This is a genomic window from Mycobacterium sp. Aquia_213 (genome assembly GCF_026625985.1).
In the GTDB taxonomy this organism is placed as follows: Bacteria; Actinomycetota; Actinomycetes; order Mycobacteriales; family Mycobacteriaceae; genus Mycobacterium.
The window spans coordinates 5758512-5782827 of record NZ_CP113116.1 but is presented as its reverse complement, the minus strand read 5'-3'; the positions used below and the strand labels follow the sequence as shown (position 1 = coordinate 5782827).

Below are 24316 nucleotides of genomic sequence, written 5' to 3'. Positions count from 1 at the left end.
GAACTCGGTATGCCTCTCCCCCCAGCAGGAAGCGACCGCGCCGCAATCGTTACCGGTGCGTCCTCGGGCATCGGCGAACAGTTCGCCGGGATACTGGCGCGACGCGGCTATCAGGTCGTGCTGGTAGCCCGCAGCGCCGACCGCCTCGACGGACTCGCCCAACGCCTCGGTCCGAACGCGCACCCACTGCCCGCCGACCTGTCCGATCGATCGGCGCGTGCGACTCTGGCGGACCGCGTCGCCGCCCTCGGCCTGACTCCGGACATCCTGATCAACAACGCAGGGCTCTCGACACTCGGGCTCGTCGCGAAATCTGTTCCCGAGAAAGAAGTTAACCTCGTCGAGGTCGACGTGGCCGCCGTGGTCGATCTGTGTAGCAGGTTTCTGCCCGGAATGGTCGACCGGGGTCGAGGCGCCGTATTGAATGTCTCGTCGGTGGCCGGATTCGGGCCGCTGCCGGGCCAGGCGGCGTACGGCGCCGCCAAGGCGTTCGTGTTGTCCTACACCCACAGCCTGCGCGGTGAATTGCGCGGTACCGGCGTGACCGCGACCGCGCTGTGTCCGGGGCCGGTGGACACCGGATTCGGTGAGGCGGCGGGCTTCAGCAAGGAGGAAGCCGAAGCCGCTCTGCCGCGGGTGATGTGGATTCCCGCCGACAAGGTCGCGCAGGCCGGAATCGACGGGTTGGCCGCGGGCAAGGCGGTCGTGGTCCCCGGCCGGCTCAACCGGATCGCGTCGGCGTTCTTCCGAATCGCGCCGCCCGAGTCGTTGCTGCCGCTATTGGTACGCGGTCACCCGGCGTTCAAACACGACTGAGCCTCAACCGTTTTTGCCCCGCACCCATTGGAACGCGCCGATGTTTTTGACGCGCACGCTGACGAACCCGTTCTCTTCGAGGATGTCGCCGATTTCGTCTTCGCCAAATATGTGCGCCCCGATGTTGGGCAGCAGCTGCCAGGCCCGCGCGGCACGTCCCGCGGTCGGGACCATGATGGCCAGCCGTCCGCCGGGTCGCAGCACCCGCGCCATCTCGGCCAGGGCGGCGGCCGGATCCGGAATCAATTGCAGTACCGCCATCGAGACCACCGCGTCGACAGTGTTGTCGCGCAGCGGAAGTCGTTGTGCGTCGGCCCTGATGAAGCCGACGTGCGGGCCTGCCTCGTTGCGTACGGCACGCGTGAGCATCGCCTCGGAAATGTCCACGCCCAGGGCCAGTCCGTCCTTGCCCGCGGCCCGTGCCAGTGACGCGGTGACGGTGCCCGGACCGGAACCGACATCCAACACGGTTCCGCCCGGCGGGATGTCCAGCCATTCGGCGGGGTGTTGCAACGCGGCGAAAAGCCGTCGCGAGAAAGCCTGGGCGTTGTCGTACAGCATTGAGCCGATCGGCGATGCCCACGCCGCCTGGATCGGACCGGTGTTCTTCGGGACGTCGTCCGATTTGCCGAGCAGATCGAGATAACCCTTGCTCGCGTCCGGGTCCGCCGGCGGATCGGTCAGCAGATCCAGCGCTCGGCGCAACGCGGGAGGAAGCGAGACGTGCACGTCGGTCATGCGTACTCCTTCGATCAAATGCCAAGCTGTACGCCGAAATCCGGGGGCCGCGATGGCGACGCTTCCCCCAACGCAGCCTACGCGCGGCCTTCGGTCGCCTCGACCCGCCGAGAATGTGGCCTTCGTTAACGCTTGACGACCGCGTGCGCGGTCACCAGGGCGTACAACCGCCACTCACCCGGCACGCCTTTGAGTGTGCTTTCGCCGCGGTCGGTGAATCGGTGCCGCGATCCGGTGACGATGTCGCGCAGCGTCGACGACACCAAGACCTCGCTGGGGCCGGCATGGGCGGCGACCCGGGCGCAGATGTGCACAGCCATGCCGGCGATATCGTCTTTCACGGCGCCGCCGCGCACCTCCACCTCGCCCGCGTGAATTCCGACCCGCACCTCGATCCCCAGCACCCGGACCGCGTCGATGATGCCGTCCGCGCACGCGATCGCCGCGCTCGGGCTGCTGAAGGTGGCGACGAATCCGTCTCCGGCCGTGTTGACTTCGCGGCCGGAGAAGCGCTGCAGCTCGTGGCGCACGATCGCGTCGTGGTTGTCCAGCAGATCGCGCCACCGGTCGTCACCGAGCAGGGCGGCGCGCTCGGTCGAGCCGACGATGTCGGTGAACACGATCGTGGTGAGCAGGCGCTCGGCGTCCGAGCCGCCGCGCACGCCGGTGATGAACTCCTCGATCTCGTCGACCATCGGCGCGGTGTCGCCCACCCAGTACAGCGCGTCTTCGCCGGGTAGCTCGACGAAGCGCGACCCGGCGATGTGCTCGGCCAGGTAATGGCCGTGCTCGATCGGGCTGAACTCCGCATTGTCGCGGTGCAGGATCAGTGTCGGTGCGGCGACGCGCTCCAACGTGTCGCGAACGTCGGAGCGCCGGATGGTCTCGATGAAGAGACGAGCCATGCTCGGGGACGCGGCGCGGTTGCCCGCGTGGTCCCACCACGCGCGGAATGCGTCGTCGGCGGCCACAGACGGAGCGATGATGCCGAGCATGTCGAAGCCCTGCTCGACGGCGTCCGGTTCGACCCCGACCGTCGTGTACGGTTCCGCGGCGCTCTCGTCGCTGCCGATCGGGTAGTCGGGACCACGAAGCGTCTTTGCCGCACCATTGAAGATCACGAGGTTGCTCACTCGTTCGGGAAAATCGGCGGCGAGCACCAGCCCGGCCAGCGAGGTGAAACCGGGGGCGAAGACCGTCGCCCGCTCGCAGCCGACCGCGTCCATCACGGCGATCGCGTCCTGTGCCCAGGAGTTCGGCCCGATCATGTCCAGCGAAGGAAGCCGCGACGACAGGCCGATTCCGCGCTGGTCGAACCGGATCACGCGGCAGAAGGACGCCAGCCGACGGTGAAAGCGGTACATCGACGGCTCGCTGTCGACACAGTCAATCGGAATGAGTGGACCCGGCAGCACCAGCAGGTCGATCGGGCCATCGCCGAAGACCTGATAGGCGATGTCGATCTCGCCGCAACTGGCGTACCGGGTCCGCGGAACCGGCGCCACGTCATCAGGCTAATGCAGGGCTATGACAAGTCGCCGATGATGGGGACCAGATAGCGTGCGGCGTACGCCCGGACGGCGGCATGATCCGAGATGTCGAGCCGGTCGGTGGGGAAGACGATGATGCCCAGCGCCACGCGCAACAGAACGTCGGCGATGTTGGCCAGGTCGGCTTCGGGAATGTCCGCCCCGCATCTGCGCAGGGTGTGGGCGATCCCGTCGGCGAATTGGCTGATCGGGAAGGCGTGCGATCGGGAGAACAGCCCGAACAGCTCGGGTTCGCTTTCCACGATGCGCGAGTACAACGGCGAGTCCTGGACCAGGTGCACACCCAGCGTGAACGCCTCGATCACCGCTTCGGCCGGATTGCAGCCGGCGGTGGCCCGGTCCAAGGTGGCGAAGAAGAGTTCGCCCTCCCGACGCACTACCTGTTCGACCAGGTCATCCTTGGTGGGAAAACGCCGGTAGATGGTGCTGCGGCTGACCCCGGCCCGGGCGGCGACGTCCTCGATATTCGCGCGGCGCACCCCGTAGGTCTCGAAGACCGCCCGCGCGTTGTCCAGGATGGTGCGGTCGATATCGGCGATCTCGGCGAGAGTGCCGTCAAGGCTCTGCATGGATCACCACCCCCACGGCTATTTCGGCGCACGAATGCTAGCTTTGGAACAAAGATACACTTTTGTGTCAACGCTTCAGGGGAGGTGGGCATGACTGCCCGGAATGGCCAGTTGGCCGGCCCGACGGCCGGCACCCGTTTTGATACCGGCGTTCGCGAAGCGGTCCCGATGCCAATTGACGACGAGATCGCCGAGACCGCACCGCGCCTGGGGCCCGAATCCCTGATCTGGAAGTTCTACGGCGATCACCGCACGCAATTCTTCGGCTTTCAGCGCGTCGCCGGTGTCGAGAACTGCATCGAGCAGCTTGCCCAAGGCGTGCTCGACCATTCGGTGATCTTCAGCGACACGTTGGGCCGCGCCAAGCGAACCGCACCGCCGTTGATGAAGACCGTCTACTCCGATGACCCGCACGAGTGGGGTCGCAAGGTCCGCGACTTCCACAAACCGATCAAGGGCACCATCAGCGACGGCTCGCGGTACCACGCCCTGAATCCCGAGTTGTTCTATTGGGCGCACGCCACTTTCGTCGACCAGGTCATCTACAACACCGACATGTTCATCCGGCGGCTGTCGGACGCGGAGAAGGAACAGATCTTCACCGAAGGCAAGGTCTGGTACAGCCTCTACGGCGTCAGCGGGCGCGGCCAACCGGAGACCTACGCCGACTTCGTCACCTATTGGGACGACATGCTCGAGCGATTCGTGCCGCACAAGACCGTTCTGTACGGCACCGGGTACATCCGCAAGGGGATTCCGGGACCGCGCTGGATGCCCAAGCCGCTGTGGAAGATCCTGTCCGCGCCGCTGAACGCCTACACCCGTCTCGTGCTGGTCGGAACCATGCCGGCGCAGATGCGCGCGGTGTGCCAACTGGAGTGGGATGCCAAGAAGGAGAAGCGGTTTCAGCGTTTTGCGGCCGTCGTGCGCGCGTTGAATCCGGTGCTCCGCCGCTTTCCGCTGTGGTTCCTCTACACGCCGTGGGCGGCGGCGGCATGGCGCCGGGCGGGCGTTGACCCGCGCCTGCTGCACACCCGCGCCGGCTAGCTGATCCCCAGCAGCCGTTCGGCATTGCCGTGCGCGATCTTCTCCCGGTCGACGGCGGACAGCGTCGTCTGCTCGAATCCCCGGACCGCGTCGTAGGAGGACTCGTAGGGGTAATCGATGGAGAACATCAGCGCGTCGGCGCCGACCTCCAGCACGGCTCCCAGCATCACCGCCGGTGAAAACACCCCGCTGTTGGTGAAGACGATGTTGGTGCCGAGGTAGGCCGACGGCGCCCGCCGAAGCGTGCTGGTCGCCCCTAGGGACGTCGACGCGAATCGAGAGTCGATTCGGCTGCGCTGGAACGGCAGGAACTCGCCCATATGACCCAGAATCATCGTCGCCGCCGGATGCCGGTCGAACACGCCACTGAACAGGATTCGCAGTGCATGCCCGCTGACCTCGGCGGCCCAGCTCCAGGTGGCGCCGTACAGCTCGGGTCGCCCCTCGATGACCTGCCAGTGGTCGGCCGGCGGTGCGCCGGGGTGCAAATACAGTGGCACGCCAAGGGATTCCAGCGCTGCCCACAGCTCGTCGTATTCGGGCGCATCCAGGTAGCGGCCGCCGGGTCCGGTGATGCAGTCGTTGACCAGGGCGCCACAAAAGCCGTCCTGGGTGACGGCGCGTTCCAGTTCGGCCACCGCGGCGGCGGGATCCTGCAGGGGCAACGCCGCGAACCCGCGGAATCGATCCGGATTTTCACTGATGGCCTTCGCCAGGTGGTCGTTGGCGAAGCGGGCATTGTCGCGGGCCCGTTCGGCGTCGATGTCGACCTGCAGACCGGGTGACGTCAGGGAAAGCACCTGAATGTCGATGCCGGCGTCGTCCATCTCCGCCAGCCGGTGTTCGCCGAGGTCGGGGAGCCGGAGTCCGCAGCGCTGGGCGTATTCCGGCGCCATGCGCTTCTGCAGCTGCTGATGCTGGGTGGTGGGCTGGCGCTCGGCCAGCTCGGGGATGAAAAACGCTTCCTCTAGGGCGATGTACCGCATCGGCTTTCCTCACTGTCGGATTGCTCGGTCCTCCTTCGACTCTGCGCTTGGTACCGCTATTTGTGAAATGAATATCTCGCATGGCATACATGCGTGAAGTGAATACAAGCTGGCTGCATACGGGTCGGCAACTGTGGGCTAGCCCACAGTAGATTGGGGCATTGCGCTACGTCAGCCCCGAGCGTGAGGAGCACAAGCATGCAAATGACGGGTAATACCGTGCTGGTCACTGGTGGCGGCACCGGAATCGGCCGCGGTTTGGCGGAGTCGTTGCACCGGCTCGGCAACCAGGTGGTGATCGCGGGCCGCCGTCGTGAGCTGCTGCAGGCCGTCGTCGAAGCCAATCCCGGCATCGGCTACCTGTCGCTGGATCAATCGGACGCGGCCGACGTCAGGCGGTTCGCCGTCGAGCTGACAGACCGTTATCCGAACTTCAACGTATTGGTCAACAATGCCGGGACTCAGCGCGTCGAGGACCTCACCGCCAGCAATGCCGGCGCGGCGGAGCAGAGCATCGCGATCAACCTGATGGGCCCGATCCGGCTGATCTCGACATTGCTCCCGGCGCTGTTGCGAAAGCCGCGCGCGGCGATCCTCAACGTGACCTCGGGCCTGGCCTTCATGCCCAGTGCACTTACGCCGACGTATTGCGCCTCCAAAGCCGCACTGCACTCCTACACGGAGTCGCTGCGCTTCCAGCTTCGCGACACCGCGGTCCAGGTCATCGAAATCATTCCGCCCCACGTGCAGACCGCGCTGCAAGGCGAGCGCGGAATGGACCCGAGAGCGATGCCGCTCGACGAGTATGTCGCCGAGACTATGGCGCTGCTGCAGTCGCAGCCGCAGGCCGCGGAGATCGTGGTGGAGCGCGTCAAGAATTTCCGCTACGCCGAGCGCGACGGCACCTATCACGACATCTATCCCGCCTTCAACGAGGCGATCACGGCCTGGCAGCGGACCGCGGGCAAGTGAAACCCTTGCGGTAACCCAGAATTCGCTGCGGTATGGCCTAACGTTCAGTCTTTGTATGCCCGGTCAGACCTGAGCCTGCGTGGCGGGCGGGACCGGCATGCGACAGGATCGATGACATGGCCGAGACCGACTTTTCGTTGTTGGACGTCCCGAGATCGGCACCGGTCGACGACCCTGATGCGTTCCTGCGTGCGGCGATCGCCTGGCACTTCGGCGAGGACACCGGCTCCGCCTTTTGGCTGCGGATCGCCAAGACGCTGGACTTCGACCCGTTGACCGATATCAAGACCTTCACCGATTTGCGGCTATTTCCGAACTTGCTCAGCGAGCTGCGCAATGTGCCGGTCGAAGATCTGATCCCACGCGGATATGGCTCACCGCCGCCGGTGCCGCAGGTTTTCGAATCCGGTGGCACCACCGGGGCTCCGAAACGTACTGCGCAACTTCCGGATTGGGTCGCGCAAGTCATCGAATGGCAAACCGAGGACTTCGCCACCGGCGGCTTCGTGCGAGGCCAGGGCTTTCTGTGCCTGATGCCGAGCGGCCCACATGGCGTGAGCTATTTCTCACGGCTGGTCTCGGAGCGACTGGGCGCGGCGTTCCATGCGATCGACCTTGACCCCCGGTGGGTGAAGAAGATCGCGGCCCGCAATGCCGCCGGGGAAGTGGCGGCCTACGTCGACCACGTCCTCGAGCAGGCGGTACACGTTCTGCAGACGCAGAACGTCGCGAACCTGCATGCCACGCCGCCGTTGCTGGAGGCGATTGCCCGCAACGACGACCTGGTGGACTTGGTGAACGCCAAGATTCGTTACCTGTTGCTCAGCGGTGCGCACGTGGACGCCGACACGCTGGACCTGCTGCGTGAGATCTTCCCCGAGACGACGATCACGATGGCGTTCGGCAGCACCATGATTCTGTCGCAGGCGGTCACCCGAACCGACGGCGACGCATTCGTTTTCGACCCGCGCACACCCTACGTCGTGTTCTGGGTGATCGATCCCGACACCGGAGAGCAAGTGCCCTATGGGCAGCTCGGCCAGGTGGTGATGAACCACATCAGCAAGGGCATGTTCCTGCCGAACAACCTGGAACGCGACATGGCGATCCGGATGCCCGGTCCCGCAGCGGAACTCAGCGATTCGGTCAGCGCGGTACGGCCGGTCGCCACCTTCGAGGGCGAGCCGGTCATCGAGGGCGTGTACTGAGGTGTCTGGCGAAACATCAAGTATGACAGCAGATCTGGTACTACTTGACGCACTGGGGCCCAGCGGCGAGTACCGGACCCGCAACCGCGAGATTGTCACCAGCACGGCCGGGGTACCGGTCGCCGAGCTGAGTCTGGTGCCGCCGCTGTATGTATCGCGCACCATCGGCGCGCAGCGCAAGGTCGCGCCGCTGCCGGTCGCGGAGCGGGAAAAGGCATTGGCCGCCGCGGCCGAGATCTTTGCGACGGCGGAAGTCGGCGGCCTGGGCTTCGACGCCTATGTCGAACTCGCCAGCCGGATTTCGGGAGTGCCGATCGTGGTCACCCGCGCCGGGGCCCGCAATGTGGCCGACGCCGTTGCCCACGCATTCGATGCGGTGCGCCCGGCCCAGCCGATCGGCGCGGCCCGCGACTGGCGCGAGGAGCGCACCCGCGCCGGCAGCGCGGTCTGGACGCGGCGCGGCGAGGTGTTCGCCGTACACGCCGCCGGCAACGGGCCAGGCGTACACGGCCTGTGGCCCCAAGCGCTGGCCCTGGGCTACCGGGTCGCGGTGCGCCCGTCGCGGCGCGAACCCTTCACCGGCCATCGACTGGTCAACGCCTTGCGCCAAGCGGGATTTCGGCCAGAGGACGTCGTCTTTCTGCCCACCGATCATGGTGGAGCCGACGAGATCATCCGCTGCGCCGATCTCGCCATGGTGTACGGCGGTCAGGACGTCGTCGACAAATACGCCGTCGATCCGACGGTGATGGTGAACGGACCCGGCCGGGCCAAGATCGTGATCACCGCCGATCGCGATTGGCGCGACTACCTCGATCTGATCGTCGACTCGATCGCCAACCTCGGTGGTATGGCGTGCGTTAACACCACCGCGGTGCTCTACGAGGGTGACCCGGCCCCGCTGGCCGCGGCGATCGCCGAGAAGTTGGCGACCATCGAACCGCTGCCCACCGAGGACGAGCGGGCCATCCTGCCGACTCAGCCCGTCGAAAAAGCGCAGGCGCTGGCGGACTATCTGGCGACCAAGGCCGCGGGCACCACCGCGCTGCTCGGCGCCGATCAGGTCGTCGCCGCGGTGGGCGACGGATATGCCGCCCTGCGTCCGGCCGTGCATCTGTTGGCCGAGCCCGATGTCGACAAGCTCAACGTCGAACTGCCGTTCCCCTGTGTGTGGGTGTCGCCGTGGTCGCGCGAAGCAGGCCTGGCGCCGCTACGAAACTCGTTGGTAATCAATGTGATCACCGGGGACGACGCTCTGATCGATAGTGTGCTCGGCGACCCCACCGTCAGCAACGTCTACCGCGGAAACCACCCGACGTTCTACAGCGCGCCCGAGATTCCGCACGACGGATTCCTCGCGGACGTGCTGATGCGCAACAAGGGATTCGTCCGGGACTAGCGGGCGCTGATGTACGGCAACAGCGCCATCTCGCGGGCATTCCTGATCGCGGTGGCCACCTGCCGTTGCTGCTGCACCGTCAGGCCGGTGACGCGGCGAGACCGGATTCGGCCGCGCTCGGACATGAACATCCGCAACGTCGTAATGTCCTTGTAGTCAACGTACTTGAGGCCAAGGCTGCTCAGCAGGTTCCGCTTCTTCTCCAACGGCTGAGTCCGGCTGGGCCGGGCTTTGTCTTTCGATTTGCCGGCCATCTACCAACTCGCCTTACGGATACCGGGAAGTTGACCCTGATGCGCCAACTCGCGCACCCGCACCCGGGACAGCCCGAACTTGCGCAGGTGTCCGCGGGGGCGGCCGTCCACCGCGTCACGGTTGCGTACCCGCACGGCACTGGCGTCGCGCGGCTGGCGGGCGAGCGCCTGTTGTGCGGCCAGCCGCTGTTCGGCAGTGCTTGCCGGTGATCGGATGATCTCCTTGAGCATGGCTCGACGCTCGGCGTAGCGGGCGACGATCGCGCGACGCCGGTCGTTCTTGACGATCTTGGATTTCTTGGCCATTCAGCGTTCCTCCCGGAACTCGACGTGGCGGCGGACCACCGGGTCGTACTTCCTGGGCGTGAGCCGGTCGGGGTCGTTGCGCCGGTTCTTGCGGGTGATGTAGGTGTAACCGGTACCCGCCATCGAGCGCAGCTTGACGATGGGTCGAATCTCGTTGCGCGCCATCAGATGCGCTGACCCTCGCGGCGCAGTCGCGCGACCACCGCCTCGATGCCGTCGCGGTCGACGACCTTGATTCCCTTGGCGCTCACCCGCAACGTGATGCGTCGACCCTCCGACGGCAGGTAATAGGTCTTGGTCTGAATGTTGGGCGTCCACCGCCGCCGGGTTCGGCGATGCGAGTGCGACACCGAGTTACCGAAACCCACTGTGCGGCCGGTGACCTGACAGTGCATGGGCATGACGCCTCCTCTGCGCGACATATGGTTATTGAAGATCATTTTCGACAAGGTCTGCCCGGCACTGTACCGTGGCGAAGGCGTTATTGAAAACGGTTTGCAATAAGGAGTTGGGGATGCGAACGCCGGTGGTGCTGGTAGTGGGTCAGGGCGACACCGACGCGGTGACGGGCACATTCCTGCGCGGGCCCGGGACCGTAGTCGTCGAGCATCGGTTCGACGGCCACGTGGTGCGGCGCACGACGACCATGCTGCTGCGTGGCGAATTGACCACGGCCGAGGACGCATTGGAGCTGGCGCACGGGTGTGTGTCCTGCACCGTCCGCAACGACCTGCTGATACTGCTGCGCAAATTGGCCCGCCGGCACGGGGTCGAGCGCATCGTCGTGCATCTGTCCGAATGGCTCGAACCCGAGCCCATCTGCGTCGCGATCGACCACGTCCGAGTGCGTATCGGTCCCGGTTACCCGGACGGCCCGGCCGCCCTGGACGTGTCGATCGCCGGGGTGGTGACGTGTATCGACTCTCGCAGCTGGCTTACTCGCGCACTCGGCGACGCGGTGCTGCGGGACGGACGCACGATGGCCCAGGTCGTCGTCGGCCAGGCCGAGTTCGCCGACCTGCTGGTGCTGACCCGCCCCGAACCCGTGACACTGGCCGTGCTGCGCAGGCTTGCTCCGCGGGCGCGGATCACCGTGGGCCTCGAGCGCGTCGACATGGCGCTGGCGAATCTGGAGGACGACTCGCGACGTGGCCGCAGCGATCATCCGCATGGCTGGCTGCTGGCCGGCCGGCCGCCGCTGGGCGCCGACGGGGCGGTGCGGATCGTCGAGTTCAATGCGCGGCGCCCGTTTCACCCCGAGCGCTTGCATGCCGCGGTGGATCTGCTGCTGACCGGCGTGGTGCGCGCCCGCGGGCGGCTGTGGCTGGCCAGCCGGCCAGACCAGGTCATGTGGCTGGAGTCGGCCGGCGGCGGTCTGCGGGTCGCCGGCGCCGGGAAGTGGCTGGCGGCCATGACCGCGCAACAGGCGGCCAACGTCGACGCGGAGCGGCGCCTGTTCGCCGAGCTGCAGTGGGAGTACAAGTTCGGCGACCGGCACACGGCGATGACGGTGCTGGTCTGCGGCGGACAACCCCCCGACATTCTCGACGCCCTGTACGGGGCGCTGCTCACCGACGCGGAAATGGCGGAGCCACGCGAGTGGGGCGGCTACCCGGATCCGTTCGGCGACTGGCACGAGGATCCCTGCGACGAAACCTCCGGCACCGCCGAAGAAGTCGCGTCCGACTCCGATCGCCGCGAATCGTGAACTAACACCGCGTCCGGCAGCTCACCGTTCAGCGAGGACCAGGCGTTCGGCCTATGCGCGGGGTCTGGTAGCTGTAGGTTACGAGTCGCAAAGCGTTGGGAAAGCAGCGCTGCACCCGGACTCGGCACGCCCTCTCGGTGAATGCGGTGTGAAGGTGAACTTGATAAGCCAGGCCATTAAGACGGTGACGGACCGACTGGCCAACCCGGCGCGGGTAGCGAATCCCGACAAGCTGCGCGCCGCGGTTTCGGGCAAGACGGTGCTGGTCACCGGTGCGTCATACGGAATCGGCGAGGCGACGGCCCGCAGGCTCGCCGCGGCCGGAGCGACGGTGTTGGTCGTCGCCCGATCAGCCGAGCGGCTCGACGACCTGGCCGCGGCGATCAACGCCGGGGGCGGGCACGCCGTCGCCTATCCGACGGATCTGAGTGACGAGGCCGCCGTCCACGTGCTGACCAAGCAGATCACCGAGAACCACGGCCCGCTCGACGTCGTGGTCAGCAATGCCGGCAAATCGCTGCGCCGTTCGCTGCATCAGCAGTACGACCGCCCACACGATTTCCAGCGCACCATCGACATCAACTACCTGGGGCCGGTCTGGCTGTTGCTGGGACTGCTGCCGGCCATGCGGGAAAACGGCGGCGGCCACATCGTCAACGTGTCGAGCGTCGGCGTGCGCGTGGTGCCCGGTCCGCAATGGGGCGCTTATCAGGCGTCCAAGGGCGCTTTCGATCGCTGGCTGCGCAGCGTGGCGCCGGAGCTGCACGCCGACGGGGTGGACGTCACGTCGGTTTACTTCGCCCTGGTGCGAACCCGGATGATCGCACCGACGCCGATCCTGGGCCGCCTTCCCGGTCTGTCCCCCGAGCAGGCTGCCGACGCCATCGCCAAGGCGGTCATCGAGCGCCCGCGCAGCAACGAGCCACCCTGGGTGTTTCCGGCCGAGCTGGCCTCGGTGCTGCTGGCCGGTCCGGCAGATTGGGCGGCCCGGTTGTGGCATCGCCGGTTCTTCGCCGATTCCCACGGGCGAAAGGACCACGGATGACCGACGGTGTGGTCGGCACGACGGCCCGGGCCTTGGTGTCATCGCGGCTGCTCAGTGTGCCCACCCCGATCGCGGTGCTGCGACTGATCCGGGAGATATACCGCGGCGGCACCAACCTGTCCACGCTATTGGCTGTCGCGGCGGCGCGCTGGCCGGACCGCACCGCGATCATCGACGACGACGGGGCGCTGAGCTACCGCGAGTTGCAGTGCAAGACCGAGGCGCTGGCGCACGAGCTCGTCCGCGACGGAGCCGGCCCGGGCGAGGCGGTGGGGATCATGTGCCGCAACGGCCGCGACTTCGCGGCAGCCGTATTCGCCGCCGCCCTGGTCGGCGCGGACGTGGTGCTGGTGAACACCGAGTTTCGCAGCACGGCTCTCGCGCAGGCGCTGAGCTCACATCAGGTCAGAAACATGTTCTGCGACAACGAATTTGCCGAGCGAGTCGGCGATGCCGCACCGTCGGTGGGCGTGATCGACCCGGCTACCGTGCAGATCCAGCCGGGCGCGCCGCGACCGCGCGTCGTCGAGTCCGGTCGACTCATTCTGCTGACCTCGGGTACCACCGGTGTGCCCAAGGGTGTTCCGCGGATGCCGCGCATGAGTTCTGGAGTGGGCGTCGGCATGACGATTCTCGAGCGCACCGGGCTGCGCGTCGGGTCACGAATCGCGGTGGCGGTACCGATGTTTCACGGCCTTGGCCTGGGCATGCTGATGCTCACCATCAGCCTGGGCGGCACGGTGCTGACGCATCGGCGCTTCGATGCCGAGACGACTCTCGCCCAGGCATCGCTACAGCGTGCCGACGCGCTCAGCGTGGTCCCGATCATGCTGGCGCGCATCATGGAGTTGCCGCGACGGGTACGGATGCGAAACCCGTTGTCGTTGCGGGTCGTGATATCCAGCGGCGATCGGCTCGATCCCAGCCTCGCGCGCCGCTTCATGGATTCCTATGGCGACATTCTCTACAACGGATACGGTTCCACGGAGACCGGGATCGGTTCCCTGGCAACACCTTTCGAGCTGCGTCAGGCCCCGGACACGGTGGGCCGACCGGTCGCGGGGTGCCCGGTTCGCATCTTCGACAAGACCGGTAGGGCCGTCGGGCCGCGGGTGACGGGGCGTATTTTCGTGGGCGGCGAGCTGACGACCGAAGGCTACATCGGCGGCGGCGCCAAGACCGTCATCGACGAGATGACCAGCACCGGGGACATGGGTTATCTGGACAACTCGGGCCGGCTCTACATCGTTGGCCGCGAGGACGACATGATCGTGTCGGGCGGTGAAAACGTGTATCCACGGGCGCTGGAAAACGCGCTCGCCGAGCATCCTGACGTCGTCGAGAACGCGGTCGTCGGGGTTGCCGACGAACAGTTCGGACGCCGGCTGGCCGCGTTCGTGGTTGCTCGGGCTCGGCGTGAGATCGATGTCGCCGCGCTACGGGAATACCTGAAGGGCAAGGTTTCTCGCTTCGAACAGCCCCGGGACATTCACGTCGTCGACAGCATTCCGCGTAACCCCGCCGGCAAGGTCATTCGAAAGGAACTGGCGACTTAGCGTCCTGCTCGTCTTCGGCCTCGCCGTCGGGCTGGATGACGCCGATGGTCTTGTTCAGCCAGTTGGGCGCCAGCCACGAGATCGCGGTGGCGCCTGCCGTCGCGCCCATCACGCCCGACCACGCGACCGGTCCCAGCGGTGTGCATCCGAAGAATTGGCTGATCACCGGGGTTTGCACGATGCCGACCAAGACGCCCGCGCTGCCCAGCGCGGTCGCCACGACGAGCGGGCTGTGCTGGCGCGTCAGCAGCGTCTGGGCGAGCTGCGTGGTCACCAACGCCGTCAATCCCATTGTCGACGTGCGGCGTTCGCTGCCCGGCGTGTATCGCCCGATGCCCCAGGCAGCCGTCGCACCCGCGGCGGTGACGACACCGCGGGTGACGATCTGGCGCATCAGCGGGGCATCGAGAGACGGCGTGGGCCCGGTCAGCACCGCGAGACGGTGTGCGGCGCGGGCCCTTTCGGCCTGCTCCTCGGTTTCGTACTCGGCTTCGTCGGGTTCGACGTACTGCGACGTGACCGCAACCGCGAGCGCCGGGAACATGTCGGTCAGCAGGTTCACCAACAGCAGCTGACGGGTTCCCACCGGGGCGCGGCCCTGGCCGAACGCGGTCCCGATAATGGTGAACAACACCTCGCCCACGTTGCCGCCGACCAGGATCGTGACGGCGTCGCGAACACCGGCCCACATGCTGCGGCCCTCCACCAGCGCGTCGAGCAGCACGCTCAGATCGCGGTCGGTCAGCACGATGTCGGCGGCACTGCGGGCGGCCGACGAACCACGGCCGCTCACGCCGATGCCCACGTCGGCCATCCGGATCGCGGCGGCATCGTTGGCGCCGTCGCCGACCATCGCCGTCACCCGCCCGCAGCGTTGCAACGCCGCCACGATCTGCACCTTCTGCTCCGGGCTGACGCGGGCGAACACCTGGACGTTGGAAACGACCTTGGCGGCGGCGTCCTCGTCGAGACCGGCAAGGTCGGCGCCGGTGATGACGCGGGCATCCGCCGGCAGTCCCAGTTGACGCGCGATCGCCCGCGCGGTGATCGGGTGGTCGCCGGTGATCAGCACCACCTCGCGGCCGGCGGCCTCCAGCGCCTCGATCAGCGGGCGCGACGATGCCCGTGCGGTGTCGGCCAGGCCGACGTAGCCCAGCAACTCGAGGTCCTGCGCGTGGGTGTCGACGGCGTCGACATCGGTGTCCTCGTCGTGAGTGGTCCCGTTGGGCCACGGGCGCCGGGCCACCGCCAACACCCGCAAGCCCCGCTCGGCGAGGCTGCGCACCAACGATTCCGCGTGCGCACGGTCGGCCTCCGGGTCGGCGAACCGGCAACGGGGCAGCACCACCTCGGGTGCGCCCTTGAGCATCAGTATCGGCTTGTCCGCGCTGGCGCTCAGGGTGCCGATCGCGGCGGCGTAGCCACGGCTGGACTCGAACGGCACCTCGGCAAGCAGCTGCCATCCCGAATTGTTTCTGGTGATAAGGAAACTCGCGGCGGTAATGATCGCCTCGTCGGTGGCGTGCGCGTGGCCCTGTCCGTCCTGGGGCTGCGGGGACGCCCAGGCGGCGGCCCGCAGTACCGCGGCCGAACGCGGGTCCTCGGCCTCGGGGTAGGGATCACCCGGCCGGGCATCGTGCGTTATCGCGCACAGGACGCGCAGCCGGTTCTCGGTGAGAGTGCCGGTCTTGTCGAAACATACGGTGTCGACCCGGCCCAGGGCTTCGATCGTGCGCGGCGAGCGGACCAGCACCCCGTGCGACGTCAGGCGCTGGGCGGCGGCCAGTTGGGACAGCGTGGCCACCAGCGGCAGGCCCTCCGGCACGGCGGCCACCGCGATCGCAACGCCGTCGGCGACGGCCTGACGCAATGACGCGCGCCGCAGTAACGCCAGCGCGGTCACCGCGGCACCGCCGGTCAGGGTCAGCGGCAGCACCTTGCTGGTGAGCTCGCGTAGCCGAGCCTGGACTCCGGCTGCGGTCTCGACGTTGGCGACCGCCGAAATCGCCCGGTGCGCAGCGGTATTGACCCCGGTGGCCACGACGATCGCGCGCGCGTGACCCGCGATGATCGTGCTGCCCTCGAACAGCATGCTCGCCCGCTCGGCATCGTTGACGGCGACGGGCTCGACCTGCTTGTCCACCGGCAGCGACTCTCCGGTAAGCAGCGACTCGTCGACCTCGAGGTCTTCGGCCACCAGCAGGCGCGCGTCAGCCGGGACCACCTCCGGTGCGGCCAGGTCGATCACGTCGCCGGGCCGCAAAGACTTGGCGGACACCGTCGCCGTGCGGGTGGCGTTCTGTGCCGCCTCCAGGCGGCGCCGGGTGGTGGCCACCGCCGGCACGACGACCCGGCGCACCAGCTGATCCTGCTCGGCGAACAGCTCGGCGGCTGCCGCTTCGGCCCGCAACCGTTGTGCCCCACCGGTTATCGCGTTGGCCGTCATGACGCCGCCGACCAGCAGTGCGTCGATGTTGCTGCCGACGATGGCCGACGCGGCGGCCCCCACGGCCAGAATCGGGGTCAACGGGTCGGACAGTTCGACCCGGGTCGCCGCAGCCAACCGCGCCAGGTTGTGCAGCGGTGCGCGCAGCCCCGCGAACGGTGGGCTGTAGGACAGGTCGTCGAGACGGCGGCGCCAGGACGGGGTCAGGGTCTCCACGGCCAACGGTCGCGAACCGCCGGCCAGCCGCGAGTACACGATCTCCGGGTCCAGCGCATGCCAGGCGGTGAGCGGCTGGGGAGTGGGGTCGGGCAGGCGCAGCACCCTGCTGGCCGAAAAGGTTCCGGCCACCAGCGCGGTGACCGCGGCGGCATTGACCGGATTGAGCCAGCGGCGGAAGCTCACCGGGTTGTTGGACCGCTCTTGCTCGCTGCCGGTGACCAGCAGCAGGCCGGCCAGCGTGGTGCCGCCCTGGGCGAGGTGTATCGCCGATTCGCTGGCCGAGCGGGCTACCGGAATCGCGGACAGGATGCGGACCGCGTCGGCCAGGTCGGTGCCGGTGATGATGTCCGCGGTCCACGGCGTGGCTGCGCGTGGATCATCAAGTGCCACACCAACATCGGCGATTGCGAGCGCGGCCAGGGTATCGGTCGACGCGAAGTCACGGTGCACCGCGGTGATCAGCAACACCGGGCCGCGATCGGCCCGCAGCTCACGCACCACGGTCAGCAGCGGTGTGCCGGGCGGATGTGTCGCCGCGACGCTGGCGGTCAGATCCTCGGTGCCGGCCACATGACGCAACACCACTCGGGCCCCGGTCCGATTCGCGGTCTGCAGCAATGGGATCGCGTACGGGTCGACTTCCCAACCGACTTCGACCGTGCCGACGCATTCGCCGTCGACCACCAGGTCGGCGCTTTCCAGGCCCTGTGCCGGAGTGGCCGAAGGGCCTTGTACCGGAACCCATCTCAGATGTGCGCCGGTGGCGGGCAATTCGTCGGGATCGGGCTCGGGTGCCTCTTCACCGTGCAGCAGCGCGTCGGCGACCTCGTAAACCCGGTCGTCGTCCCATCCGGGTGCCTCGCCGATCGATTTCAATACCGCCCGGTGGTCGCCGCGCAGCGCCGCGCCGTCGACGACGACGACCTTCACTCGATCCAGGCGGCGCAATGCGCCCGGGTCGAGGACCAGTTGTCCGCCGTTGGCGAGCCCGCGACCCAGCGTCGAGGCGAACGCCTGCCGGCCCATGTGCGCGGCCCGGGGCACGCCGGCCTCGATCGCGGCGGCCGCGTCCTCGGTGCCACCGCCGGCCACCAACGCACTGGCCGCGGCGATCAATGAGCCATTGGCCGCCGATTCGACATAGGCCTCAACCGGGCCGGCCATCGAACCCTTCTCGGTGTCCATCGCGGCGTCGATGGCCCCGCCCACCACGACGTGCGAGGCTTCGCCCGCCGCCGCGGCGGCCCAGCTGTGCCGCGGTACGTGCGACTTGGCCCCGGCTGAGGAGATGACCGGGACCACCGGAGCCTGCGGCCGCTCGGGTGACGCCAGATTCGGCTCACGCTCTCGCCACACGCGACGGTGCGCCGTCGCCTCGGTGATCTGCAGGGTCCGTTGCGTCATATCGAGCAGCGGTGTGCCGAAGGATTGGGTCAGTCCGTGCGCCGCGGCTGTCGTGGCGGCGAGCACGACATCGGTGCCCACCCGCCCCAGTCGCGACTCCAGGATCGCCACCATGCGCGGTTGATGGTTGATCAGGGCGGCCGCTGCCCGGGTGGTTTGCGGTGCCGCGGGCAGGCGGGTCACCCAGCCGGTGACGGCGGCCGTCATCGCGACCATGTCCATGGCCGCCGCGGTGAGCGGCACCAGAATCGCCAGCGGGTTGCCCGGGTCGGCGAACGGCGCAGAAATCGGGACGTCCGACTTCGTCGAAGCCAGGTCGGCGGCGATGGCGGCGACCGTCGACCGCACCTCGTCCACGACGGCGTCGTAGTCTTCGGCGTCGTCGGAGAGTTCGAACACCAACCGGCCCAGCGAACCCTCGACATGGGCCTCGGCCACGCCCGGAATCCGGCGAACCGGCTCCTCCACGACCGCCGAGTATTCGTACCAGCGCGAGAACGGCAGCAGCGGATCCAGGTCGAGATGCACCCGGCGGCCGCTTTGCCAGCGCACCGGAGGCGTGACGGGGCCGGCAGATCCATTGGATGAGGGGTTGATCCCGAGCGCGCGGCCGGTGGAGTCGGCCATCGACTGCACCACGGGGCCGGCCAGCTCGACTACCGGGCTCGCCAGGAGTTGCACCGCACCCGCGGCGCCGGCCGCAGTGGACACGCCGGCTTTCACTAGCTGGGCTGCTCCGTCGGTGAGACCAGCGACGACGCTGGTTACACCCGGAATCTTCATTCGGTCATCCTTCAAATACGTCTGTCGCGCTAATAATCCTGGGGTGCTGGGGACCTGTCCACATGTGTGTGCCGAAGGCAGGCCGAGCGATGACACCAACGGCTTTGGTGGGTGGGGCTTCGCTGCGTTACCAGCGGGTGTAATCGCGTTCCCTGGCAGTTTACCGGCTGGACGGCAAATCAAACGTCGCGAACAACGCCGGGTCGAGGAAAACGGTGATGGCGGCGACGCCGTCGGCACCCGGTGTGATGACGTGTATCGAGTGGGCCCGCATGACACCGTCGGCGGCGCGGCGGTACTCGGCCACGGCGGGCTGGGCATTCGCGGCCGTCGGCACCATGACAATGTCGCCGGCCGTTGTAAATGCGCGCGCGGCAAGGAATTCCAGCACGGTGTCGCGGCCGGTGAACCACACAGGCAGCGGCGGCATTTCGAGTTTGACTCCCGCTTGCAGCAGCTCGGTCAGCGCGGCCATATCGGCGTTTTCGAATGCCGCACAGTAGCGGTCGAGCAAGTCGCGGAGCGTGGCATCGTCGGGCTCGGCCGCGTCGTCCTCGGTGGGGGAGACCTCGGCGAGGCGGGCCCGCGCGCGCTGTAGCGCGCTGTTGACCGAGGCGGGTGTGGTTTCGAGGAGTTCGGCAACTTCGGCGGCGCTGAACTGCACGACGTCACGCAGAATCAGCACGGCCCGCTGACGCGCGGGAAGTTCCTGCAGCGCCGTCATCACGGCCAGCCGCACACTGTGCCGCGCCGTCACGCTGTCTTCCGGCGTCGCGAACACGTGTGTGTCGGGGATCGGCTCCAGCCACTGATGGGCGCCGGCGCCGCCGTCGAGATCGGTATCCGGGTCAACCGAGCTGTCGCCCAGGCCGGCCGGCAGCACCCGCCGGGCGCGGTTCTCGAGCGCGCGCAGGCATGCCGTGGTGGCGATCCGGTACAGCCAGGTGCGCAGCGCGGCACGCTCCTCGAACGCCTGATAGCCACGCCAGCCGCGCAGGTAGGTTTCCTGGACGAGGTCTTCGGCGTCGTGCACCGAGCCGAGCATCCGGTAACAGTGCGCGATCAACTCGCCGCGATACGGGGCGGCCTGCTCGATGAAATCCTGCTGAGCCGGCACGGTCGCTCTCCTATCTCCGACTCGGCCCCGGGTGGGCCGAGACGCTACTCCAGTACAGAGACTCCCGCGCGGCGAAATTCATCGGTCTGCCGGCGATGAATTCGGTCGCTGCGCCGTATCTGAACTAGTGGATGTCTAGCCACGCCGGTGTTGCATCGGCAGAGTTCACCAAGGAAGCGAGGACGGAAATGAACCGGCCCAACCAGAGCCACGCCGACAACCTTGCCGGCACCACCGCGATCGTGACCGGGGCGAGCCGCGGATTCGGTCGCGCCATCGCGACCGCGCTGTCCGAAGCCGGCGCCGAGGTCGTCGGTGTCGCGCGCACCGCCGCCCTGCTCGACGAGGTCCGCGGACAGCTCGGCGACTCCTTCATCCCGGTGGTCGCCGACGCCGCCGATCCGGCCACGGCGAGTGAGTTGATCGACAAGTACGCCCCGCGCACCCTGGTGCTGTGCGCCGGGTCCGCCCCGCGGATGAGCCCGCTACAGGAACAGAGCTGGGAAACCTTCAGTGCCAACTGGAATGTGGATGTCGCGCAAGCGTTTCACTGGACGCGGCACGCGCTGGCGCGCCCGCTGGCGCCTGGCAGCTCGGTAATCCTGATGTCCAGCGGCGCCGCGGTCAACGGGTCGCCGCTGTCCGGTGGCTATGCGGGCGCCAAGGCAACCGTGCGGTTCATCGGCAGCTATGCGGCCGGGGAGTCGGACCGGGCCGGCCTGGGGATCACCTTCACCTCCTTGCTGCCACGGTTGACGGCGGTCACCGATCTGGGCGCCAAAGCCGCGGCGGCCTATGCCGAACGCCAAGGTATCGACGTCGACACCTTCGTCGCCTCGACCGGACCGGTGCTGACTGCCCAGCAGGTGGGCACGTCGGTAGTGGCGATCGCCGGCGGCGAGCCCGCGCAGCACGGCGCGTATCTGCTCACCGCGTCGGGCCTGTCCTGGTTGAACTGAAGCTGACCTGACATCAAATCGTAAGGCGGACAACGCAATGGACACACCACCGATCGTGTCGGCCCAGGAGTGGGAGGCCGAACATCAGCGACTGCTGGTCAAGGAGAAGGAGGTGCTCCGGGCGCACGATGCGCTGGCGGCCATGCGGCGGCGCATGCCGTGGCTGCCCGTGGACAAGCAGTACGAATTCGACGGGCCGGACGGCAGGGTGAACCTGCTGGGGCTGTTCGAAGGGCGGCGCCAGCTGATCATCTATCGCGCGTTCGTAGGGCCCGACATCGACGGCTGGCCCGACCATGGCTGCCGCGGCTGCTCCATGATCGCCGACCACATCGGGAACCTGGCCCATCTCAATGCCCGCGACACCACCTTGGTGTTCGCCTCGCGCGCGCCGCAGCCGGGCATCGAGCGACTGAAGGAGCGGATGGGCTGGAAGATGCCGTGGTACACGATCACCGACAGTTTCGACGTCGACTTCGGCGTGGACGAGTGGCACGGCACGAACGTGTTCATCCATGACGGCGACCGGGTTTTCCGCACCTACTTCATCAACAACCGGGGCGACGAGGTGCTGGGCAACACGTGGAGCTTCCTGGACATGACGGCGCTGGGGCGCCAGGAGAACTGGGAGGATTCGCCGCCGGGATACCCGCAGTCCGCACCGTACGAGTGGTGGGACTGGCACGACGCATACGGGCAGCACGAGCCGTCGCGGTGGTTCGGCGAACCCGACCCGAACGATCCCAACGACCAAAGGCCGCCGCGCGGCGACTAAGTCGACTGAATCGGAAATTTGACGCCCGAATAACACGAATGCGCGGTAGCCGTCCAACGGCTACTCGCGCATTATTTTCCGACGCGTGAATTCGCTTTACAGAATTCGGTGATGCGCCCTGTCGACCTGGTATCCGGCCGGGAATGACTTCTCGATGACCTGCAGCTGGTGGTTCACCCTGGACTCCAGTTCGAGAACGACACAGCTATCGCCGAGCGCTTTTGATTCGAGAACAATGTACCGCTGGCCACAATCGGTGATCGGGTCGCCCGAGTGCAATTTCTCGACCGGCACCGACTCCGGAGTTGCATCTGCCTCCATCCATGACACGTTAGGACAATTCCGCGAGTGAGGGAATAGGCCTTTGGCCCCGTTAGGCCTTGTCGGCGCCGCGCTGCTTGAAAAACACGCTGACATGCGAGATCAGCCCGTCGGCGTCCTGCTCGAACAGGATGCATTCCGGCCACGAGACCGCCGCGCCGTCGATCTCGAACGACTCGGTCAGCTCGACGTAGGACACCCGCTCGTTCACGTGCGAGATCCGTCGGACCTCGAGCCGGTGCCCCTGCAGGGTGGTGAGGATCCTGCGTAGGTAGGCGAGGTAGTGCGCCTTGCCCTCGATCAGATCGCAGAACGGACCCTCGCGAGTCAGGCCCTCGTCGGCGACGGTGGTGGCCAGGCCATCCCAATCGTGTTCCGTCAGGCATTTGAGGTACCGCTCAACGATGCCGGTGCCGACTTCGGTCGCGCTGCCCATGACGTCTCCGCTCGCTTCTGGGTCCACGGTAAGCGCGAGGCCGTCGCAAGGCTAGGTTGTCTTGTTATGAGCTTGTGGACCGCCCACTCCGAACATGCGCTGTCCGAAGACGTGCCCGCGCCGCCAGACGCGGTGCGCGACTTCTACGTCGATCTGGACAACATCAAACTGGTGCACCCGCTGATCGTGTCGGTGGAGTCGTTGTCCCGCAACGAAACCACGGACGGCTACCGGCAAAGCTACCGGGTGGTGGATCGAATTCCATTGGGGCCCTTCACTATGCAGATCACCTACCAGGCGTGCCTGCATGTTCGGCGGGCCGGCTACGTGCTTACCGAGGCCGACCAGTCCCCCGGGGTGAAGCTGCGCGGAACCGTGATTTTCGAGCCGATCGAGGCCGGTACCCGCGTCACCGAGCGGATCCGGATTTCCGCGCCCCGGCTGCTGGCCCCGATGACGAAGCGCAAAGGCATCAAGGCCCACACCGCCATGCTGGCCGGGATCCGAAGCCACTTCGAATCCGCCCGGCCCGTCGAGGATTAGAAGCCGGCGAAATCGATGATGCCGCGAATGTTGCGGCCCTCGCGCAGGTCCACGAACGCCTCGTTGATCTGGTCGAGTTGGTAGTGGCGGGTGACCAACTCGTCGAGTTTCAAAGCGCCCGCCTGATACAACGACAACAGCATCGGCACGCTGGTGCGCGGATTCATCCCGCCGTACAGCGCTCCCCTGAGCTGTTTGGCCGACACCGTCATGTCTTGCAGGACCAACCCAACCGGGGGCTCGGTGTACGGAGTGATACCGGTGAGCACGCAGACGCCGCCTTTGCGCAGCAGCGTCATCGCCAGCGGGAGCAAGTCCACATGCACAACACCGGGACAGACGATGACGCGGTCCGCCATCAGGCCCGCGGTGATCTCTTTGACCAGCGGTATCGCTTCCTGCGCGGAGGCGGCGCTATGCGTGGCACCGAAGATCTTGGCCGAATCCCGCTTGGACTCAACCGGATCCACCGCAACGACGTATTTTGCGCCGACGGCGCGCGCTCCTTGCAGGGCATTCATCCCGACACCACCGGCGCCGATGACGACGACGGTATCGCCGGGTTCGGTGTCTGCCGAGATCGTCGCGGAACCCCAGCCGGTGCTGACCCCGCACGAGACGAGGGATGCGGCATGGAAAGGGATCGCGTCGTCGATCTTGATGACCGACCTTTCCGACAGCACCGCATATTCGGCAAATGTGCCGAGTTGGCCATAGGCCAATACGTTTTCGTCGCCGAGATGCCGGCGGCAGGTTCCGTCGGTGGGCATCTCCCGGACGAACAGGCTCGCGCCGATATCGCAGATGTAGCTCTGACCGTTCACGCAGAACCGGCAACTGCCGCACGCCGGAATGAAGGAGAGCGCAACGTGATCCCCCGGTTGCACGGACGTCACGCCGGGCCCGACTTCCGCGACGACACCGGCACCCTCGTGACCACCGAGCAGCGGAAACCAGTCCGGCGCGGGGTGACCGCTCGCGGCCACCACCTCGGGGGTCGGCACCACATCGCCGGTGAACAGATGGTCATCGGAGTGGCAGATGCCGGCGACGGCCATCCTTACCAGGACCTCACCGGCGCGGGGCGGATCAAGAACGATTTCGTCGATCTCCCAGTCCCTGCCGACCCCGCGAATCACAGCGGCACGACACTTCATTG

The 24316-nt window shown here is 67.2% G+C and carries 24 protein-coding genes; 11 read left to right on the top strand and 13 right to left on the bottom strand.

The features are described 5' to 3' along the window. Positions 1 to 9 precede the first annotated feature (9 nt). Complete coding sequence (locus LMQ14_RS27045; RefSeq protein WP_267732660.1) at positions 10 to 816, top strand: SDR family NAD(P)-dependent oxidoreductase; 807 nt, start codon at positions 10 to 12, stop codon at positions 814 to 816. A 3-nt stretch (positions 817 to 819) separates the two neighbouring features. On the opposite strand, the gene LMQ14_RS27040 is transcribed toward LMQ14_RS27045, so the two are convergent. The 3 genes from LMQ14_RS27040 to LMQ14_RS27030 all read right to left on the bottom strand — a co-directional run bounded on the left by LMQ14_RS27040 (position 820) and on the right by LMQ14_RS27030 (position 3673). Further along, complete coding sequence (locus LMQ14_RS27040; RefSeq protein ID WP_267732659.1) at positions 820 to 1554, bottom strand: class I SAM-dependent methyltransferase; 735 nt, start codon at positions 1552 to 1554, stop codon at positions 820 to 822. A gap of 125 nt (positions 1555 to 1679) precedes the next feature. Further along, complete coding sequence (locus LMQ14_RS27035) at positions 1680 to 3059, bottom strand: adenylate/guanylate cyclase domain-containing protein (protein WP_267732658.1); 1380 nt, start codon at positions 3057 to 3059, stop codon at positions 1680 to 1682. 20 nt (positions 3060 to 3079) lie between these two features. After that, the gene (locus LMQ14_RS27030; RefSeq protein ID WP_267732657.1) at positions 3080 to 3673 is read right to left on the bottom strand and encodes a TetR/AcrR family transcriptional regulator; all 594 of its coding nucleotides are present in this window, start codon (positions 3671 to 3673) and stop codon (positions 3080 to 3082) included. A gap of 90 nt (positions 3674 to 3763) precedes the next feature. Here LMQ14_RS27030 and LMQ14_RS27025 point away from each other — a divergent pair, with 90 nt between their 5' ends. Continuing rightward, positions 3764 to 4720, top strand: a complete 957-nt coding sequence (locus LMQ14_RS27025; RefSeq protein ID WP_267732656.1) for an oxygenase MpaB family protein — start codon at positions 3764 to 3766, stop codon at positions 4718 to 4720. Here the strand turns inward: LMQ14_RS27025 and LMQ14_RS27020 are convergent. Then, positions 4717 to 5706: an amidohydrolase family protein gene (locus LMQ14_RS27020; protein WP_267732655.1), complete on the bottom strand. Its 990-nt coding sequence runs from the start codon at positions 5704 to 5706 to the stop codon at positions 4717 to 4719. The genes LMQ14_RS27025 and LMQ14_RS27020 overlap by 4 nt on opposite strands. Before the next feature lie 198 nt (positions 5707 to 5904). On the opposite strand from LMQ14_RS27020, the gene LMQ14_RS27015 reads away from it, so the two are divergent. The 3 genes from LMQ14_RS27015 to LMQ14_RS27005 all read left to right on the top strand — a co-directional run bounded on the left by LMQ14_RS27015 (position 5905) and on the right by LMQ14_RS27005 (position 9285). Then, positions 5905 to 6678, top strand: coding sequence for an SDR family oxidoreductase (locus tag LMQ14_RS27015; RefSeq protein WP_267732654.1), 774 nt, complete (start codon positions 5905 to 5907; stop codon positions 6676 to 6678). 116 nt (positions 6679 to 6794) lie between these two features. Then, positions 6795 to 7886 carry a phenazine antibiotic biosynthesis protein gene (locus tag LMQ14_RS27010; RefSeq protein ID WP_267732653.1) on the top strand — a complete coding sequence of 364 codons (1092 nt, stop codon included), beginning with the start codon at positions 6795 to 6797 and terminating at the stop codon, positions 7884 to 7886. Positions 7887 to 7920: 34 nt separating this feature from the next. Continuing rightward, the gene (locus tag LMQ14_RS27005) at positions 7921 to 9285 is read left to right on the top strand and encodes an aldehyde dehydrogenase family protein (protein ID WP_267735700.1); all 1365 of its coding nucleotides are present in this window, start codon (positions 7921 to 7923) and stop codon (positions 9283 to 9285) included. On the opposite strand, the gene rpsR is transcribed toward LMQ14_RS27005, so the two are convergent. Genes rpsR through rpmB form a run of 4 tightly spaced genes read right to left on the bottom strand, consistent with a single transcriptional unit; the run spans position 9282 to position 10246 of the window. Then, the gene (rpsR, locus tag LMQ14_RS27000; protein ID WP_267732652.1) at positions 9282 to 9539 is read right to left on the bottom strand and encodes a 30S ribosomal protein S18; all 258 of its coding nucleotides are present in this window, start codon (positions 9537 to 9539) and stop codon (positions 9282 to 9284) included. The two genes, LMQ14_RS27005 and rpsR, sit on opposite strands and share 4 nt — an antisense overlap. Next, the gene (gene rpsN, locus LMQ14_RS26995) at positions 9540 to 9845 is read right to left on the bottom strand and encodes a 30S ribosomal protein S14 (RefSeq protein ID WP_267732651.1); all 306 of its coding nucleotides are present in this window, start codon (positions 9843 to 9845) and stop codon (positions 9540 to 9542) included. Continuing rightward, positions 9846 to 10010 (bottom strand): 50S ribosomal protein L33, encoded by a 165-nt coding sequence (gene rpmG / locus LMQ14_RS26990; RefSeq protein WP_267732650.1) that lies wholly within the window; start codon positions 10008 to 10010, stop codon positions 9846 to 9848. Next, positions 10010 to 10246: a 50S ribosomal protein L28 gene (gene rpmB, locus LMQ14_RS26985; protein WP_267732649.1), complete on the bottom strand. Its 237-nt coding sequence runs from the start codon at positions 10244 to 10246 to the stop codon at positions 10010 to 10012. Before rpmB ends, rpmG begins: the two co-directional genes overlap by 1 nt. 113 nt (positions 10247 to 10359) lie before the next feature. Between rpmB and mrf the strand changes: the two genes are divergently transcribed. The 3 genes from mrf (at position 10360) to LMQ14_RS26970 (ending at position 14154) form a co-directional block, all read left to right on the top strand. Further along, a complete protein-coding gene (gene mrf, locus LMQ14_RS26980; RefSeq protein WP_267732648.1) occupies positions 10360 to 11553 on the top strand; it encodes a ribosome hibernation factor-recruiting GTPase MRF in 1194 nt (397 codons plus the stop codon). 154 nt (positions 11554 to 11707) lie between these two features. Next, positions 11708 to 12598, top strand: a complete 891-nt coding sequence (locus LMQ14_RS26975; RefSeq protein WP_267732647.1) for an SDR family NAD(P)-dependent oxidoreductase — start codon at positions 11708 to 11710, stop codon at positions 12596 to 12598. After that, positions 12595 to 14154, top strand: a complete 1560-nt coding sequence (locus tag LMQ14_RS26970) for an AMP-binding protein (protein WP_267732646.1) — start codon at positions 12595 to 12597, stop codon at positions 14152 to 14154. Before LMQ14_RS26975 ends, LMQ14_RS26970 begins: the two co-directional genes overlap by 4 nt. Here LMQ14_RS26970 and LMQ14_RS26965 read toward each other — a convergent pair. Together LMQ14_RS26965 and LMQ14_RS26960 are read right to left on the bottom strand one after the other, a co-directional pair. Then, positions 14129 to 19006, bottom strand: coding sequence for a cation-translocating P-type ATPase (locus LMQ14_RS26965; RefSeq protein WP_267732645.1), 4878 nt, complete (start codon positions 19004 to 19006; stop codon positions 14129 to 14131). The genes LMQ14_RS26970 and LMQ14_RS26965 overlap by 26 nt on opposite strands. 160 nt (positions 19007 to 19166) lie before the next feature. Further along, positions 19167 to 20123 (bottom strand): sigma-70 family RNA polymerase sigma factor, encoded by a 957-nt coding sequence (locus tag LMQ14_RS26960; RefSeq protein WP_267732644.1) that lies wholly within the window; start codon positions 20121 to 20123, stop codon positions 19167 to 19169. A 188-nt stretch (positions 20124 to 20311) separates the two neighbouring features. Here LMQ14_RS26960 and LMQ14_RS26955 point away from each other — a divergent pair, with 188 nt between their 5' ends. Both LMQ14_RS26955 and LMQ14_RS26950 read left to right on the top strand, forming a co-directional pair. Beyond that, complete coding sequence (locus tag LMQ14_RS26955; protein ID WP_267732643.1) at positions 20312 to 21082, top strand: SDR family oxidoreductase; 771 nt, start codon at positions 20312 to 20314, stop codon at positions 21080 to 21082. A gap of 37 nt (positions 21083 to 21119) precedes the next feature. Then, the gene (locus tag LMQ14_RS26950; protein ID WP_267732642.1) at positions 21120 to 21857 is read left to right on the top strand and encodes a DUF899 domain-containing protein; all 738 of its coding nucleotides are present in this window, start codon (positions 21120 to 21122) and stop codon (positions 21855 to 21857) included. A 96-nt stretch (positions 21858 to 21953) separates the two neighbouring features. Here the strand turns inward: LMQ14_RS26950 and LMQ14_RS26945 are convergent, their stop codons facing one another. Together LMQ14_RS26945 and LMQ14_RS26940 are read right to left on the bottom strand one after the other, a co-directional pair. Further along, the gene (locus LMQ14_RS26945) at positions 21954 to 22178 is read right to left on the bottom strand and encodes a hypothetical protein (RefSeq protein ID WP_267732641.1); all 225 of its coding nucleotides are present in this window, start codon (positions 22176 to 22178) and stop codon (positions 21954 to 21956) included. A gap of 52 nt (positions 22179 to 22230) precedes the next feature. Continuing rightward, on the bottom strand, positions 22231 to 22614 hold the full coding sequence (locus LMQ14_RS26940; RefSeq protein WP_267732640.1) for a nuclear transport factor 2 family protein: 384 nt from the start codon (positions 22612 to 22614) through the stop codon (positions 22231 to 22233). A 66-nt stretch (positions 22615 to 22680) separates the two neighbouring features. On the opposite strand from LMQ14_RS26940, the gene LMQ14_RS26935 reads away from it, so the two are divergent. Then, positions 22681 to 23157, top strand: coding sequence for an SRPBCC family protein (locus LMQ14_RS26935; RefSeq protein ID WP_267732639.1), 477 nt, complete (start codon positions 22681 to 22683; stop codon positions 23155 to 23157). On the opposite strand, the gene LMQ14_RS26930 is transcribed toward LMQ14_RS26935, so the two are convergent. Beyond that, on the bottom strand, positions 23154 to 24296 hold the full coding sequence (locus LMQ14_RS26930) for an NDMA-dependent alcohol dehydrogenase (protein WP_267735699.1): 1143 nt from the start codon (positions 24294 to 24296) through the stop codon (positions 23154 to 23156). The two genes, LMQ14_RS26935 and LMQ14_RS26930, sit on opposite strands and share 4 nt — an antisense overlap. Positions 24297 to 24316 lie beyond the last annotated feature (20 nt).

Excerpts from the sequence above, each read along its gene's own strand:
- LMQ14_RS27045 (WP_267732660.1), top strand. The coding sequence starts at position 10 with ATGCCTCTCCCCCCAGCAGGAAGCGACCGCGCCGCAATCGTTACCGGT.
- LMQ14_RS27040 (WP_267732659.1), bottom strand. The coding sequence starts at position 1,554 with ATGACCGACGTGCACGTCTCGCTTCCTCCCGCGTTGCGCCGAGCGCTG.
- LMQ14_RS27030 (WP_267732657.1), bottom strand. The coding sequence starts at position 3,673 with ATGCAGAGCCTTGACGGCACTCTCGCCGAGATCGCCGATATCGACCGC.
- LMQ14_RS27025 (WP_267732656.1), top strand. The coding sequence starts at position 3,764 with ATGACTGCCCGGAATGGCCAGTTGGCCGGCCCGACGGCCGGCACCCGT.
- LMQ14_RS27020 (WP_267732655.1), bottom strand. The coding sequence starts at position 5,706 with ATGCGGTACATCGCCCTAGAGGAAGCGTTTTTCATCCCCGAGCTGGCC.
- LMQ14_RS27015 (WP_267732654.1), top strand. The coding sequence starts at position 5,905 with ATGCAAATGACGGGTAATACCGTGCTGGTCACTGGTGGCGGCACCGGA.
- LMQ14_RS27010 (WP_267732653.1), top strand. The coding sequence starts at position 6,795 with ATGGCCGAGACCGACTTTTCGTTGTTGGACGTCCCGAGATCGGCACCG.
- rpsR (WP_267732652.1), bottom strand. The coding sequence starts at position 9,539 with ATGGCCGGCAAATCGAAAGACAAAGCCCGGCCCAGCCGGACTCAGCCG.
- rpsN (WP_267732651.1), bottom strand. The coding sequence starts at position 9,845 with ATGGCCAAGAAATCCAAGATCGTCAAGAACGACCGGCGTCGCGCGATC.
- rpmG (WP_267732650.1), bottom strand. The coding sequence starts at position 10,010 with ATGGCGCGCAACGAGATTCGACCCATCGTCAAGCTGCGCTCGATGGCG.
- rpmB (WP_267732649.1), bottom strand. The coding sequence starts at position 10,246 with ATGCCCATGCACTGTCAGGTCACCGGCCGCACAGTGGGTTTCGGTAAC.
- mrf (WP_267732648.1), top strand. The coding sequence starts at position 10,360 with ATGCGAACGCCGGTGGTGCTGGTAGTGGGTCAGGGCGACACCGACGCG.
- LMQ14_RS26970 (WP_267732646.1), top strand. The coding sequence starts at position 12,595 with ATGACCGACGGTGTGGTCGGCACGACGGCCCGGGCCTTGGTGTCATCG.
- LMQ14_RS26965 (WP_267732645.1), bottom strand. The coding sequence starts at position 19,006 with ATGAAGATTCCGGGTGTAACCAGCGTCGTCGCTGGTCTCACCGACGGA.
- LMQ14_RS26955 (WP_267732643.1), top strand. The coding sequence starts at position 20,312 with ATGAACCGGCCCAACCAGAGCCACGCCGACAACCTTGCCGGCACCACC.
- LMQ14_RS26950 (WP_267732642.1), top strand. The coding sequence starts at position 21,120 with ATGGACACACCACCGATCGTGTCGGCCCAGGAGTGGGAGGCCGAACAT.
- LMQ14_RS26945 (WP_267732641.1), bottom strand. The coding sequence starts at position 22,178 with ATGGAGGCAGATGCAACTCCGGAGTCGGTGCCGGTCGAGAAATTGCAC.
- LMQ14_RS26940 (WP_267732640.1), bottom strand. The coding sequence starts at position 22,614 with ATGGGCAGCGCGACCGAAGTCGGCACCGGCATCGTTGAGCGGTACCTC.
- LMQ14_RS26935 (WP_267732639.1), top strand. The coding sequence starts at position 22,681 with ATGAGCTTGTGGACCGCCCACTCCGAACATGCGCTGTCCGAAGACGTG.